Annotated in this window: 3 protein-coding genes (1 of these 3 running past the window's edge); all 3 read left to right on the plus strand. The window is 63.8% G+C overall.

The features are described from left to right. Tightly spaced (each overlapping or abutting the next), the 3 genes in view from BUB23_RS10945 to BUB23_RS10955 form a layout consistent with a single transcriptional unit that may run on beyond the window. Nucleotides 1-978, plus strand: a complete 978-nt coding sequence (locus BUB23_RS10945; RefSeq protein ID WP_084135989.1) for a YqcI/YcgG family protein — start codon at nucleotides 1-3, stop codon at nucleotides 976-978. Then, nucleotides 965-13,942, plus strand: a complete 12,978-nt coding sequence (locus BUB23_RS10950) for a non-ribosomal peptide synthetase (protein ID WP_073103165.1) — start codon at nucleotides 965-967, stop codon at nucleotides 13,940-13,942. Before BUB23_RS10945 ends, BUB23_RS10950 begins: the two co-directional genes overlap by 14 nt. Then, on the plus strand, nucleotides 13,935-16,722 hold the 5' end (the start) of the coding sequence (locus tag BUB23_RS10955; protein ID WP_073103166.1) for a non-ribosomal peptide synthetase. Its footprint extends 11,378 nt past the window's final position; only the first 2,788 of its 14,166 coding nucleotides appear in the window; it begins with the start codon at nucleotides 13,935-13,937; the stop codon falls past the right edge of the window. The genes BUB23_RS10950 and BUB23_RS10955 overlap by 8 nt, the downstream gene beginning before the upstream one ends.

Raw genomic sequence — 16,722 nt, forward strand, 5'->3', positions numbered from 1 at the left:
ATGCAACTTGACGGTCCCAATAGTGCTGGCGCGCCAAGCTCATCACCCGATGCTATAGATTGGCGACGGCGCATTATTGTTGGCGGTGTAGTAGGGCCGGAGACAATTCCCGAATGGCTGACTCAGTCCTACGGGATCCTGCGGCGCAACGTCATGGATTCCGCTTATCCATGCTTTTTCGGTACGCAAGCAGAAAGAAAAGGCGAGATGTTTTATTCCTATGTGCGCGGCAAGGATATTTCAGATCTTCCCGAAACCATGTCGACATTTGCCGCGCTATCCGTGCAGCCGGCGTACCAAAAGAACAATATTGCTATTTTTTTCGAGCCCGACCCTGTCCCATTGACTCATCAAGACTACCACGCCCACTTCTGGCAGGCGTTGCAGTATTTGCATGACCATGACGTTGATTCTGCCGTGTTATTCCAGCCGGACCCTTCGGACGGGGCATGGGAATTCACCTACGCATCGGTACAGATGTTCGTCGTTTGTGCATGCCCGTCGTTCCGCGCACGCCATAGCCGGAATCTCGGCCCCGGGATGGTATTGCTGTTTCAGCCGCGTAGCGTATTTATCGATAAAGTGACCAATCGTGTGATTGGCGCCCAAGCGCGCAACGAAGTGCGCCGTCGCCTGAAAGAATGGGATGACATTCCGGCCCATCCCGATCTGGGCTTTTACGGCGAACCGGGCAACCTGGAGTGGAAACAATATTTTCTTCCTGACGACAACACGCCAAACGTTGATAAGTGCCCGTTTCTCGCCCGTCGTGCGGACAGGCTGACTTCTGAGCCGAAAAATGGAATGATATCTATTTCAAACATTGGCAGGAAGGGTCGAGAACCTGGGGCCGATGGCGAGGGTGTGCCACAGGCGGACTTCGACTGCCAGCAGCGCGGGGATCGCACCGAAAGTAGGACGCCGACAGAAGTTGCTTCAATAGGGAATGAAAGCGGAAAGGGTGATGGCGATGAGTGAGGCCGTTGCGCGACCCGACGATGAACTATTGGCCATCTCGCAGGCCTATGTCGCTTTGTCCGACGAGAAGCGGCGCATTTTCCGCAGTCAGGTTCAAGCCCGCGGTATTGATGCCTCCCGGTTGCCGATCGTTCCATTTCCGTCGCGTGGCCGCCGATTTCCCCTGTCGCATGCACAGGAGCGCCTTTGGTTCCTGTGGCGTTTGGATCCAAACGGCGCCGCTTACAACATTTCCGGAGCGGTGCGCCTGAGCGGCGACCTGAGGCCGGTCGACGTGAGATCCGCGCTGGATCGTGTGTTGGCGCGCCACGAAAGCCTGCGCAAGCGGTTTCAGGAGATCGATGGCCTTGCGTGGCAGGTCGTCGAAGAGACGAGTTACGGCTGGAGCGAGTACGACCTGACCGAAGCCGAGGCGGGCCCGCAAGAGCCGCTGCATGAGCGCTTGGCGCGGTTGTCGCGTCAACCCTTCGATCTGGAGCGTGGGCCGCTTTTTCGCGTGGCGTTGATCCGCGTATCCGCGCGGGAGTATGTCTTGCATTTCGCCATGCATCACATCATCTCCGATGGCTGGTCGCTGGGGGTGTTGAACAAGGAGTTCGCGCAGGCCTATCAGGCGATTCATGCTGGCATTCATGCGGCGGCCTGGCCGCTGCCGATCCAGTATGGGGACTACGCCTTGTGGCAGCGCGAATGGCTAGACGATGCCACCATCGGGCGGCAATTGGCGTATTGGCGGGAGCGTCTAGGGACGGAACATACTGCCCTGGAATTGCCGTTTTCGCGCAAACGCACGGGTTTACGTACGGCCGAAGGTGGGCGGATATCGCGCACCGTCGGTCGGCGGACGGCGGACGCGTTGAAACGGCTGGCGCGGGAGCGGGGCACAACCTTATTTACGTTGTTGCTGTCGTCGTATTGCGTGCTGCTGGCGCGCTATAGCGGGCAGCAGGATATCCGCGTCGGCGTGCCGGTGTCGGGGCGCGACCGCAGCGAGACCGAGCCGTTGATCGGTTTCTTTGTGAACACGCTGGTGATTCGCAGCGAACTGGAAGGATTGACGCGCTTTAACGAGCTGCTCGAGCAAGTTCGTGTGCGTATGCTGGAAGCGCATACGCATCAGGATTTGCCTTTCGCCCGGCTGGTCGAGGACTTGCAGCCCGCACGAAGTCTGAGCCATACGCCGTTATTCCAGACCATGTTCAATTTCGGCGTGGCGGATCGCACGAGCATCCGATTGCCGGGGTTGACTATCTCCGGTGTGAACATGGCGTTGGAGACATCGCGCTTCGACTTGGTGCTCAACGTCGGCGATGGCACAGAACTGATCGCGGCCTTTCACTACTCGAAGGATGTGTTCGACGCATCTGTCATCGAAAGGCTGTTGGATCATTACATGGAGGTCCTGGAGCAGGTGGCGCAGACGGGCGCCGACTTGCCGTTGGGCGAGATCCGACTGAGCGTGGACAAGACGGCGTACGCGCCGCGTATGGACCATCCATTCCAGCCGGCAGCCGCACGCATCGGCGCGCGCGCCACCGCGCAGCCGCAGGCGCCGGCGCTGCACTGCGAGGGCGAGCGGTTGAATTATGGCCAACTCGATGCATGGGCCAACCAGATCGCGCACCGCCTGCAGCGCGGGGGTATTCGACCCGAGGAGCGTGTCGGGCTGTGCGTGGAACGCTCGGCAGGACTTATCGCCGGCCTGCTGGGCATCATGAAGTCGGGCGGAGCTTTCGTGCCGCTGGATCCGGACTATCCCCCGGAGCGCCTGGCTTACATGATGGAAGACGCGGGGGTAACGCGCGTGCTGGCGGATGCGCGGACAGCGGCACATTTGGCCCATCTGCTGGCCGACCGGGAGGTCGTCGTCGTCTCGCAGGTGCGAGACGAGTCCGTGGCGCCGATCAACGCCGCGGTGCTGGCTGAACAACTGGCCTACGTGATCTACACGTCCGGCTCTACGGGCTTGCCCAAGGGCGTGGCGATCAGCCAGCGCGCGCTTGGCCTGCACCTGGACGACTTCATCGGCACGTACGGCATCACGGCAGCGGACAAGCAGTTCCAGTCGTCGACGATCAACTTCGACGTGGCGCTGCATGAGATGTTGCCGGCCCTGATCCAAGGAGGCCAGGTGGAGATGCGCGGGCCGCAGCTTTGGGATCTGGAGACGACGAGCCGGCACCTGGCTGAACAGGGGGTGACGTTCTCGCGGATTCCGACGGCGTACTGGCAGCAGTGGCTGCTCAATCCACCGCCGGCGCAGTCGCTGCCGGCGCTGCGCCAGATCACGGTGGGCGGCGAGGGGTTGCCGGGTGACGCGCTGAGGCGGTGGCGCGCAGGACCGCTGGCGCACATCCGGCTGGACAACCTGTACGGGCCGACCGAGACGACGGTGGCGTGCATGTATCGCGAGACGACGCAGGCCGATACGGACCAGGCGATCGTGTCGATCGGTGGGCCGTACCCCTCGCGCAGCGTGTATGTGCTGGACGGCGCGGGGAACGAGGCGCCGACCCGCGGGCTGGGCGAGCTGTGCATTGGCGGCGATACGCTGGCGCGCGGCTATCTTGGGCGTCCTGGGCTGACGGCGGAGAAGTTCGTGCCGGACCCGTACCGTGAAGACGGTGCGCGGCTGTACCGCAGCGGTGACCTGTGCCGGCGCCGGGAGGACGGGACGATCGACTTCCTGGGCCGGATGGACCAGCAGGTCAAGCTGCGCGGGTTCCGGATCGAGCCGGGCGAGATCGAGGCGGTGCTGCGGCAGGTGGCCGATGTGAACGAGGCGGCGGTCGAACTGCAAGGCGAGGGCGAGAGCAAGCGGCTGGTGGCGTACGTGGTGGGCGAGGCCGATGAGACCACGCTGCGCGAGGCAGCATCGGCCAGGCTGCCGGGGTACATGGTGCCGTCGGCCTATGTAAAGCTGGAGCAACTGCCACTGCTGCCCAGCGGGAAGGTCGATCGCAAGGCCTTGCCCGCAGCGGATGAGAATCCAGGCCGGGAGGCAGTCAGACCGGGCGATGCACGAGAAACGGCCCTGTTGTCGATCTGGTGCGAGGTGCTCGGCCGCCACGATCTGGGCGTGACGGACAACTTCTTCGAGGTGGGCGGTGATTCGATTCTGAGCCTGCAGATCATTGCGCGGGCGCGGAAGGTGGGATTGAAGCTCACACCGCGACAGATGTTCGAGCATCCGACGGTGGCCGGGCTGGCACGGATGGCACAGGACTATGGCGAGGAGATCCGGCATGCGGAGGTGCATCAGGCGCTAGGTCTGACGCCCATCCAGGCGATGTTCTTCGAGCGCTTTCCCCAAGGAGAATCGCACTGGAACCAATCTGTATTGCTAAGCATCGACGGACATCCGGATCTGGCTGCGCTGGACGCCACCTTGCGCCAGATCAGCGCCGCGCACGACGCGCTGCGTTTACGGTTTAGTCGCGCCGAACAGGGCGCTTGCTGGACGCAGCGGGTGGCGCCGACCGAAGATCATCGGTTGCTGGAGGTGATCGACCTGAAGGGCGATGTGGACTGGGCAAGTGTGCTTGAGCGGGAGGGCACGCGGCTGCAGAAAAGTCTGGATATCGAGCACGGTCCGCTGATGTGTGCGGGCTATTTCGGGCTTAAGGATGAGGCGCGGCTGCTGCTGGCTATTCACCATCTGGCGGTGGACGGGGTGTCGTGGCGGGTGCTGCTGGAGGAACTGCAGCAGGGCTACGGACAGGCGGTGAACGGCGAGGTGGCGAGCCTGCCGTCGAACATGCCGTGGAGCGCGTGGGTGCAGCGGCAGTTGGCGTATGGGCAAACCGAGGCCGTGCGGGCAGAAGCAAGTTGGTGGCGGGAGACACTGACGGGTGCAAGCGTAGCACTACCGGTCAACACTGGGAGTAAGCCGGGAGCGGGCCGTTCAGTGACCGTGGGGCTGGACGAGATACAGACGCGGCAACTGTTGCAAGACGTGCCGCGCGCGTACCGTACGGGCGTGGAGGATATTCTGCTGACGGCGCTGGCGCAGACCTTGGCCGAATGGGCCGGCAATGGCGGGGTGCTGGTGGCGCTCGAAGGCCATGGCCGCGAGGAGCTGGATGAAGAACTGGACCTGAGCCGCACGGTGGGGTGGTTCACGACACAGTACCCCGTGTGGCTGCACGCGGAAGAGGAACCGGGCCGGGCGATCGTGTCGGTGAAGGAGCAGTTGAGGTCGGTGCCGCGCAAGGGTCTGCACTTCGGCCTGCTGCGCGATCAGTTTGCGGAATTGCCGCGGCCGCGGGTGGGGTTCAACTACCTGGGGCAGTTCGACCAGAGTCTGATCGAAGGGGGTGGGTTCAGCTTCGCGCGTGAGTCAGGGGGTGAAGCCGTTGCGTCCGGACTAGTTGCAGACATGGTGCTGGACCTGAATGGGATGATTGCAGGCGGGCGGCTGTCGATGCAATGGAGCTATCGCGAGGGCGAGCTGGATGAGTCCATCGTGCGGACGCTGGCGGATCGGTTCATCGAACGGCTGCGCGCACTGATTGTGCACTGCGCAAAGATGCGGCCGGGCGCGACGGCGTCGGACTTTCCCCTGGCGAAGCTGACGCAGGCACAGTTGAAACAGCTGAAGCTGAACCTGGATGAGATCGAGGACATCTATCCAGCGACGCCGGTTCAGCAGGGGCTGGTGTTCCATAGCCTGATGCAATCGGGCGAGGGCGTATATGTGAACCAGAAACGCCTGACCCTGCACGGTAAGCTCGATCGGATGCGGCTGCGGGAGGCGTGGGAGGCGGCGGTGGCCCGGCATGCGGTGCTGCGCACGCATTTCGAATGGCGCCATGGCGGCGAGGCGCTGCAAGTGGTGCATCGCTCGGTGGCGCTGCCGTACGAGACGATAGACTGGTCCGCGCTGGACGAACGGGAATACGAGTCGCGGCTAGCCCGGTGGCGAACGGACGATATCGCGCGAGGTTTCGACGTAGGACGCGCGCCGTTGCTGCGCGTGACGGTATTCGAGCGGCCGGACCGGGGCCACGACGTGGTGTGGACAGATCATCACGTGTTGATGGACGGCTGGAGCAGCGCGCGACTCATGAGCGAAATCCTGCGCCACTATAGCGGCGAGACGATTCCGGCGGAAGGCGGTCTTTACCGCGATTACGTCGCTTGGCTGCAGAATCGCGATCTGCAGGCGGACGAGTCGTATTGGCGGGAGCAGGTCCTAGACATGGACTCCCCCACGTACCTGGCCGGCATCATGGCGCGTTCGGAAGCCGCGGCTTCCGGCCACGGCGAGTTGAGCGTGGAACTGGACGCGGCGGCGACGGCCCGATTGGTCGGATTTGCACGTGAAAATCAGGTGACCGTGAACACCCTGGTGCAAGGCGCATGGTCGCTGCTGCTCGCTCGCCACACAGGCCAGGATACGGTGATTTTCGGTGCGACCGTTGCGGGGCGGCCATCGGACCTTCACGAGGTCGAAACCCTGTTGGGGCTGTTCATCAATACGCTGCCGATGGTTGTGCCGGTTCCAGAAAACGTCCGGCTGGATGAGTGGCTGCGGATTATCCAGGCCAAGGGTGTCGCCCTCCAGGAACATGCGCATGTGTCGCTGGTCGAAGTTCAACGCCTGGCTGGCAACGGCACCCAGGCGCTTTTCGATTCCATTGTGGTCTTTGAGAATTATCCCGTTGACCAGGCATTGAAAGCGGCGGGTTCCAGCGGCCTGCAGTTTGGAGGTCTACAGAACCACGAGGAAACGAACTACGCGGTGACGATGGTTGTCACGCTCGCTGACCGCTTGTCACTGCATTTTCGCTACCGGCGCAATGCGGTCGACACAAGGGCCGTCATGCAGGCGGCTGAGCTGGCAAGACAGATTCTGGTGACGCTGCCGGAAAATGGGACGCAGGCAATCGGCAACGTGCATTGGCTGGGTAGGGCTGAAATGACGCGGCTTAAAGCCCTGTCATGCGGGGAGGATATGCCTGATATCCCGGGCATGGTCCACGAGATCGTAGCATTTCTAGCGGAGACGACGCCGGCGGCCGTGGCGCTGTTACATGGCGACGAGTCATTGAGCTACGCAAAGTTGAACGCACGGGCGAACCAGTTGGCCCACCACCTGATCGGTCTGGGCGTGGGCCCCGAGGTAAAGGTCGGGGTGGCGCTGGAGCGCTCGATCGGCCTGGTGGTGGGCCTGTTGGCGGTGCTCAAGGCAGGCGGGGCATACGTGCCGCTGGACCCGTCGTACCCGGCCGATCGGCTGGCCTACATGATGGCCGACAGCGGGTTGCAGTTGGTGCTGACACAATCGTCGGTGCGCGCGGGGCTGCCGGTGCCTGAAGGCGTGGGGGTGTTGGCGCTGGATACGCTGGATATCAGCGCGCAGCCGGCCACCAGCCCGCAGGTGCAGATCCATCCGGAGAACCTGGCGTATGTGATCTACACGTCGGGCTCGACCGGGCGCCCCAAGGGCGCGGGCAACCGGCACAGCGCGCTAGCCAACCGGCTGGCGTGGATGCAGGAGGCCTACGGCCTGGACGCTTCGGACACAGTGCTGCAAAAGACACCGTTCAGCTTCGACGTGTCGGTGTGGGAATTCTTCTGGCCGCTGATGGTGGGTGCGCGGCTGGCGGTGGCCGAACCGGGAGTACACGGGGATCCGGCCGAGCTGGCGAGGCTGATCGAACGTCACGGGGTGACCACGCTGCACTTCGTGCCGTCGATGCTCCAGGCGTTCGTGGCGCACGAGGCGGCGGGCCGGTGCATAGGGATCAAGCGGATCGTATGCAGCGGCGAGGCGCTGCCGGCTTCGTTGCAGGATCAGGTATTGGCGCTGCTACCACAGGCAAGGCTATACAACCTGTACGGTCCGACGGAAGCGGCGATCGACGTGACGCACTGGACGTGCCGGTCGGGCGATGCGGTGGTGCCGATTGGGCGGCCGATCGGCAACGCGCAGACCTACGTGCTGGACGGAGCGATGAATCTGGCGCCGGAGGGCGTGTCCGGAGAGTTGTACTTGGGTGGAGCGGGCCTGGGCCGGGGCTACGAAGCCAAGCCGGGCCTGACGGCGGAGCGGTTCGTGCCGGATCCGTTCAGCGATGACGGCGGCCGGCTGTACCGCACGGGCGACCTGGCGCGCTGGAACAGCGAGGGCCAGTTGGAGTACCTGGGTCGGATCGATGACCAGGTCAAGATCCGGGGATTCCGCATCGAGCTGGGCGAGGTGGAAGCGCAGCTGCAATCTCAGTCCGGAGTGCGCGAAGCGGTAGTGGTGGCGCAGGCAGGGCCGTCCGGCGCCCGGCTGGTGGGCTACATCACTGCGGAAGCGAACCAGCAATTGGACGGTCAGACGCTGCGCACCCAATTGGGCGCGGCACTGCCGGAATATATGGTGCCCAGCGCCATCGTGGTGTTGGAGGCGTTGCCGCTGACGGCCAACGGCAAGGTGGATCGCAAGGCGCTGCCGGCGCCGGAGTTCATCTCGCAGGCGTACGAGGCGCCGATGGGCGAGATCGAGATCGCGCTGGCGGAGATCTGGCAGCAGGTGCTGGGTGTGGCGCGGGTAGGCCGGCACGACAACTTCTTTGAGCTCGGCGGGGATTCGATCTTGAGCCTGCGGATCGTGGCGCGGGCGCGCCAGACGGGCCAGAAGGTGACGCCTCGGGAGATATTCGAGCATCCGACAGTGGCGAGCCTGGCAACGGTAGCGGGGGAAGCGGTCGAGGACGCGTGGCATCAGGAGGTACACGAGGCGCTGGACCTCACGCCAATTCAGATCGAGTTTTTTGAACGCTTCCCTCAAGGACAGTCGCACTGGAACCAGTCGGTATTGCTGGCGGTGCAAGGCGGACTTGAGGTTCCCGCGCTGGAGCGCGCTGTTCAGGCATTGATCGAGGGTCACGATGCGTTGAGACTGCGCTTCGAGCGGGACGCCGCAGGCCGGTGGCGGCAACGTGTCGCGGCAAGCGAGGTTTCGAAGGTCCTGGAAGTGCGCGATCTGCGCGGCGTGCCGGACTGGCAGGCCTCTCTCGAGCGCGGGGGCAGCCAACTACAGCGCAGCCTTGACATCGCGCGTGGTCCGCTGCTGAAGGCGGGATATTTTGAAGTGGATGGCGGCGCGCGCTTGTTGCTGGCGATCCATCATTTGGCAGTGGACGGCGTGTCGTGGCGAGTGTTGCTTGAAGAGCTGCAACAGGCCTATGAGCGGGCGGCCAGGGGCGAGCAAGCCAATCTTGCGCCGAATACGCCATGGAGCGTGTGGGTGCAGCGGCAATTGGCGTATGGCGGGACGCCCATCGTACAGAACGAAGCGGTTTGGTGGCGTGATGCCTTGGCTGGCGCCCATGCGGCGCTACCCCTGAATACTGGCGTCGAGCCGGGCGAAAGCCGTTCGGTGGCGGCGGAGTTGGACGAGGTGGAAACCCGCCAGTTGCTGCGGGAGGCGGCGCGCAGCTATCGCGCGGGTGCGGAAGACATCCTGTTGACGGCGCTGGCGCAGACGCTGGGTAGCTGGAACGGCTCCGGCGGCGTGCTGGTGGCGCTGGAAGGCCATGGGCGCGAGCCGCTGGATGAAGAGGCTGCCGACCTGGATCTGAGCCGTACGGTGGGGTGGTTTACGACGCGCTACCCGGTCTGGCTGGAGGCGGGGGATGATGCGCGCCGGTCGATCGTGTCAGTGAAGGAACGCCTGCGATCGGTTCCAAGGCGGGGATTGCATTTCGGTCTACTGGGCGAGCGAGCAGCGGATTTACGCCGGCCGTGCGTGGCGTTCAATTACCTGGGTCAGTTCGATCGCAGCCTGGCGGGCGGCGGGCGCTTCAGCTTCGCACAGGAGTCCGGCGGCGAGTCCGTAGTCCCGGGTCTGGTGGCGGATATGGCGCTGGATCTGAACGCAATGGTAGCCAGCGGGCGCTTGTCGGTCCGCTGGAGCTACCGTGCCGGCGAACTTGACGCAACGGTGGTTCGGGGACTGGCCGATACGTTCATGGACAAGGTTCGCGTATTGATCCGGCACTGCGCCGGCAAAAAGCCGGAAGCGACGGCGTCGGACTTTCCTCTGGCACGGCTGACGCAGGCGCAACTGGAGCGCTTGGAACTGTCGCTTGAGGAGATCGAAGACATCTATCCCGCGACGCCTGTGCAGCAAGGCATGATGTTCCATAGCCTGTTGAAGTCCGGCGCAGGCGTATACGTGAACCAGAAACGGTTGACGCTGCATGGCGAGCTGGATCCAGAGCATCTGCGAACGGCATGGGAAATGGTGGTGGCGCGCCACGCGGTGTTGCGCACGCACTTTGAATGGGCCCATGGCGGCCAGGCGCTCCAGGTGGTGCAGCGCTCGGTCAAACTGCCGTACGAGATGATGGACTGGTCGGAATCATCCGCCGCGGCGTACGAAGCGAGCCTGCGAGACTGGCTTGGGGACGATATCGCGCGGGGTTTCGACACGGGCCGCGCGCCGCTGCTTCGCGTGGCGCTGTTTGCTCGTCCGGACAAGGGCTACGATCTGGTATGGACGGATCACCATGTGCTGATGGATGGCTGGAGCAGCGCGCAGCTCATGGGCGAAGTCATGCACCTGTATGGCGTGCTGACGAACGGCGGACCGGTAACGCTGCCCGTGGGTAGGCTCTATCGTGAATACGTGGCCTGGCTGCAGGCGCGGCCTGACGCGGAACCATGGTGGCGGGAGATCGCGAGGCGGTACGAAGATCCCGCGGTCCTGCTGGAAAGCCTTGGGCGTTCACGCGTCCATGGCGAGGGGGCTGGCCAGATCCGGGAAAACCTGGGCAAGGACTTCAGCGATTTGCTGCGCGCCACCACGCAGAAGTACCGGGTGACGCTGAATACGCTGATGCAGGCCAGTTGGGCGATCGTGCTGGCGCGCTACGGCAACCGGCGCAACGTCGCGTTCGGGGTTACCGTTTCGGGCCGGCCCGCCGAATTGGCAGACGTCGAGAGCATGATGGGGCTCTTCATCAACACCGTACCCCTGTGGTTTGGCGTCCCGGGCGAGGCGCCCATTGCCGCATGGTTGAGCGGACTGCAGGACCATAACAGCCAACTGAGGCAGTACGAGTACGCCTCGCTGGCCGATATCCAGCAGTGGCTGGGACGCTCGGCCGACGCGCTGTTCGATACGCTGTTGGTCTTCGAAAGTTACCCCATCGACGAAAATATCCGTGCCGGCGAATACGCGCTGGGTATTGCCGGCATCGAGACAGTAGAGAAAACACACTATCCCTTGGCCATTGCCGTCGTTCCGAACGATGCGGTCGTTGTCAAATGGAAATGGAACCGCTCGCGTGTGGGCGATGCGCTCGCCGCCAGGCTGCTGGCTGAGTTCAAGTTTGTGCTCGGACAGATCGTGCGTTCCGACATTGGGCGGGTTGGCGAAATTGCGCTGCCGGGCACGCCGCGGCATGAACCGCTGGCGGCCCATCGGTTCCAGCCCGTCGCCGCCCGTATCGCCGCGCGATCCAGGGAAATGGGCGATCGCCGAGCCGTGGTTTGTGATGGCGAGGCGCTGGATTATGCAACGCTCGAGGCATGGTCGAATCGAATCGGCCGGCGTCTGAAGCGTCTGGGCGCCGGCCCCGAAGACCGGGTCGGCCTATGCATGGAGCGTTCGCCGGCGCTGATTGCATCGCTGCTGGGTATCCTGAAATCCGGCGCGGCGTTCGTGCCCCTGGATCCCGCATACCCCGAAAGCAGACTGGCCGAGATGATGGACGATGCGGGCATACGCTGGCTCGTTGCCGATGCATCGATCGCGGACAGGCACGGCGACCTGATGAAGCGCCGGGACATCGTGCGCGCGGACGATGTGGCTGACGAGCCGGCGCAGGCATGGTACGAACCGGTCCATCCGGAACAGCTTGCCTATGTCATCTACACATCCGGGTCGACGGGAAAGCCGAAGGGGGTCGCGATCAGCCATGGAGCGCTGAGCCGCCATCTGGATGATTTTCTCGCTACATACCGCATTACGGATGCGGACCGCCAACTACAGTCGTCGACGATCAACTTCGACGTCGCCCTGCATGAAATGCTGCCGGCGCTGATACAGGGCGGGCAGGTGGTAATGCGCGGCCGCCAGCCCTGGGATCTGCGGACCATCAACCAGCGCCTGGTCGAAGAGCGCGTCACTTTCGCCCGCATTCCAACGGCATATTGGCAGCAATGGCTGCGTGAGCCGCCCCAGGCAGCGGAACTGTCGTTACGGCAGATCACGGTGGGCGGCGAGGCATTGCCCGGCGATGCGCTGGCGCAGTGGCGCGCGGGTCCGCTTTCGCATATTCGACTGGATAATCTCTATGGCCCCACCGAGACGACGGTGGCCTGCACGTACAGGGAAACCCGGCAGTCCGACACGGAGCATGTGGCCGCGCCGATCGGCAAGCCGTATCCGTCTCGCAACGCCTGCATCCTGGACCTGGATGGCAACGAGGTTCCGGCGGGCGGATTGGGCGAGCTTTGCATAGGCGGGGCGACGCTTGCGCGCGGCTATCACGACCGCCCGGCGCTGACGGCCGAGCGCTTCGCGCCCGATCCCTACGACGAGGCGGGCGGCCGCCTGTACAGAACCGGAGACCTGTGCCGCCGCCAGGAGGACGGGACCGTCGAGTTCCTCGGACGCGTCGACCAGCAGGTCAAACTGCGGGGTTTCCGGATTGAGCCCGGCGAGATCGAAATGGCGCTGCGCGCCGTGCCTGGGGTGAAGGAGGCCGCGGTCGAACTGCGAGGCGAGGGCGACGATAAACGCCTGGTCGGGTATATCGTTGGCGACGCCGCGCCAGAGGCGGCGCGTGATGCCCTGGTGTCGGCGCTGCCCCAATACATGGTGCCCTCGGCGCTGGTGGTGCTGCCCGCGCTGCCATTGCTGCCCAGCGGAAAAGTAGACCGCAAGGCACTGCCGGACGCCGGGGATGTCCGGTCGGCGCGCCAGGCCACGGGGCCGAGCACGCAAATGGAGGCAAAACTCCTGTCCATCTGGCGTGAGGTCCTGCAGCGTGACGACATTGGCGTGACCGACAATTTCTTCGAAGTGGGCGGAGACTCCCTGAAGGCCCTGACCGTCGCGTCGCTGGCGAACCGCCATCGCATCGCCGATTTTTCCCTGGAGAGCTTGTTCTCCCATCAGACGGTAGGCAGCCTGGCGGCGCATCTGGACGCGAAATCTCCCCACATGCCGTCAAATCTCTTTCCGCTCAATGCGCCATCAGGGCGATACAACCTCTTTGCTGTCCACCCGGGATATGGCCTGGTGGCGGAATACCGGACGCTCGCCAAGCACGTCGAGGGCGTGGCGAACCTCTACGGCATCCAGTCGCCCCTCTACACCGAACCGGCGTGGTGGCCGAAAAGCCTGGTCGAAATGGCCCGCGATTATGTGGAGCGCATACGCCGCGTCCAGCCGTCCGGCCCTTATCACCTGCTCGGCTGGTCCAGCGGCGGCTGGGTCGCGCGGGAGATGGCATTCGTGCTTGAAGCCATGGGAGAGGAAGTCGCCTTCCTGGGCATGGTGGACTCTTCTCCCCGCGATCGAGAGGCAATGGCCGCCATCGCACCGGACGCCGCCACGGATATCGATGCCTATCCGCGCAGTGTCAGCCAGGAAGAAATCGATGCGCTCTTGGAAACGGTTCAGGGCGATGCGAGCCGCTGGAAACGGATCGTGCCCGGCGGCGAGGCCGGCGCCTCGGTGCTGAAGACCTCGATTCTGGTGGGCAAGCATTTCTCGGCGATCGAGACGACAGGGCACGCAGGCGGCCAGTGCGCGGGGCTTTCCCTGTGGGTTGCCAATGGGACGGCGGCCTCGCCCGTTGACGATCACCTGGCCCGCTGGCGCGGTGTGTCGCAAGGGGAGGTCACGCTCGTAAAGGCGGTCAACACGGATCACATCCAGATCATTCGCCATCCGGCGTTTCTCGACAGCGCATTCCATGTTCTTTCTTCACTGCGGAGCGGCCTTCATGCTTAAGACAGTCGACACCATGGCAATGCGGCTGACGGAGTTGGCCGAGCGAAGAGCCGAGGACCTCGCGCTCGTCTGCGTCGACGCGCAGGGAGACCATGCCTATACGTATGCGCAGCTTCATCGGCGCGCGCTGGGCGTCGCCGGGAAACTGTCGACGACGTTCGAGCGCGGGACGCGGGCGCTCATCCTGCTGGACAGCGGGGTCGATTACGTCACGGCGTTCTTCGGATGCCTGTACGCCGGCATCATCGCCGTGCCGGCATTTCCGCCGGAATCCAGCAAGGAACAGCACCTGGATAGGCTGCGCGTCATCGCCGCCGACGCCGGTGCCCGGTGCATCCTGACATCGGCCTTACTCGCGCAAACGCTGCACCGGCAATTCTCGACGATCGCGCCGGATGCGCTGGTGCTTGGCGTTGACGGATTGCCGCGGCCGGCCCCTGCCTCCATCGCGCCAATCAAGGCGAACCTGGACGATATCGCCTTTCTTCAGTACACGTCAGGGTCGACCTCGGACCCCAAGGGCGTGATGGTCACCCACGGCAACTTGATGGCCAATGAAGCCGCCATCCGGGAACGGCTGCAAGTGGGTGAAGACGATGTGTTCGCAAGCTGGCTGCCGCTCTATCACGATATGGGCTTGATCGGCGCCCTGATGCAGCCCTTCTATCGGGGCATCCCGCTTGTGCTGATGTCCCCGCGGTTTTTTCTGGAAAATCCCATTCGGTGGCTGGAAGCGATCAGCCGGCATAGGGCTACCATCTCGGGAGGTCCGGATTTTTCGTTCCGCCTGTGCGTGGATCGGATAACAGATGCGGCATTGGGCAAACTGGATCTTTCGAGCTGGAGGGTGGCATTTTCCGGCTCCGAGCCCGTGCGCTACGACACGCTGGAGGCCTTTTTCGAGCGATTCCGGCCGGTCGGATTCCGTCCGTCCGCAGTCTATCCTTGTTACGGTCTGGCCGAAGCGACCTTGCTGGTCACGGGCGTTGCGCGTGATGCCGGCGTGATTGCGCCGAGCTTCGACAGCTCGGCATTATCGCGGGGGCACGTCGCCGAGAAGCCCGATGATGCCCGATTGGTCGCATGCGGTTCGGTGGCCGCCGGGCACGCGCTTCGGGTCGTCGAGCCGGCCTCGCAACGTGATTGCGCCGATGGCGTCATCGGAGAGATATGGTTCTCAGGGCCGAGCGTGGCCGCCGGGTACTGGCGCAACCAGGAGGCGACTGGCGCGACATTCATCCAGGCAGGGGATGAGCGTTGGTTGCGCACTGGAGATCTGGGCTTCGTCCATGGCGGGCAGTTGTACGTGGCAGGACGGCTCAAAGACTTGATCATCGTGCGAGGGCAGAACACCTATCCCCAGGATATCGAGAGGTCTGTCGAAGCGGAATTCGACTTCGCACGCAAAGGCCGTGTCGCCGCGTTTGCGGTGAACGTGGCGGGCCGTGAGGGGATAGGCCTGGCGCTGGAGATTGCACACCGTAGTCAAAAACTGGCCAGTCCGGAGGCCATTGTCGCAGCGCTTAACGAGATCGTGAGCGCGGCCCATGGAGAGCCGCTGTCCGTAGCTGTGCTGTTGAACCCTGGCGCGCTTCCGAAGACATCCAGCGGCAAACTGCGGCGAGGCGCCGCCAGGCAAGGGTACCAGGACGATAGCCTGGATTTCTACGCGGTATACGAAAACGGCCGGTTCCGCGCTTCGACCAACGGAGCCGTGGCGGCTCGATCCGATACCTGGGAAGACGACACCCAGCGGCGCTTGGCGCAACTGTGGACGGAGATTCTCGGTACGGCAGTAGACGGAGCGCACGCCAATTATTTCGGTCTGGGCGGCAATTCGTTGACCGGCGTCCAACTGGTGGCGCGTGTTCGGGAAATATGGAGCATCGGCTACGACCTTGCCGATCTGTTCGAATCGCCGAGGCTTCGAGACGCCGCGGCGCGCATCGATCGCCTCGCTCGGGATGGCGCCGCCGTCGCAATACCAGCCGCGGCGCGAGAAGCTGAGCCGGTTGGGCATTTCCCGCTGACAGCCGGACAGCGGCAGCAGTGGTTCTTGTGGAAGCTGGAACCGGATAATTCCGCCTACCATATTCCCGTCGCGATCCGGATCGAGGGCGAGGTAGACGAACCGGCGTTGCGCAATAGCCTGATGTATCTGGCGAGCCGGCATGCTTCCCTGCTTACGGTTTTCTACGACGGGGCGGACGGACCGCAGCAGACCATTCTGGATTCCGTTCCTCTTCCATGGCGCTGCGTGGATTTACGTGGACGCATGGATAAGCAGGCGGCGCTTGACGAGGGGATAAGGGCCGCGATCGACGAACCATTCGACCTGACCCGGGCGCCATTGTTCCGTGTCGCACTGTTTGATCTCGGCGTTGCGGTCCAGGTATTGCTTCTGGTCGTGCACCATATCCTTGCCGACGGCCAGTCCATGCAGGTGCTCGTAGACGAGCTGTCACAGAGCTACCGCGCATTCCGGTCCGGGATATCCCCTGAACTCGAAGATGTGCCAATCGGGTATATCGAACTTGCCGCCAGGCGCGACAGCCAGCGCGGCGGCCCTGATTTCGAAGCGGGGGTGGCTTACTGGAAGGCTCAGCTCGGTGATGCCCCGCGGATCGTCGATTTCAACCAGGGCGCAGCGCAAGGGTATGACACGGCCCCACGCGCCCGCATCTTGGCGGTGGCGATCGAGCCCGGGCTGGTCGCCGATGTCCGCCGCCTTGCGCGAGAATCTGGCGTCACGCCGGCCATGGTCTTCCTGGCGGCTTTCT

This window comes from Pollutimonas bauzanensis (assembly GCF_900129885.1).
Lineage (GTDB): Bacteria > Pseudomonadota > Gammaproteobacteria > Burkholderiales > Burkholderiaceae_B > Pollutimonas > Pollutimonas bauzanensis.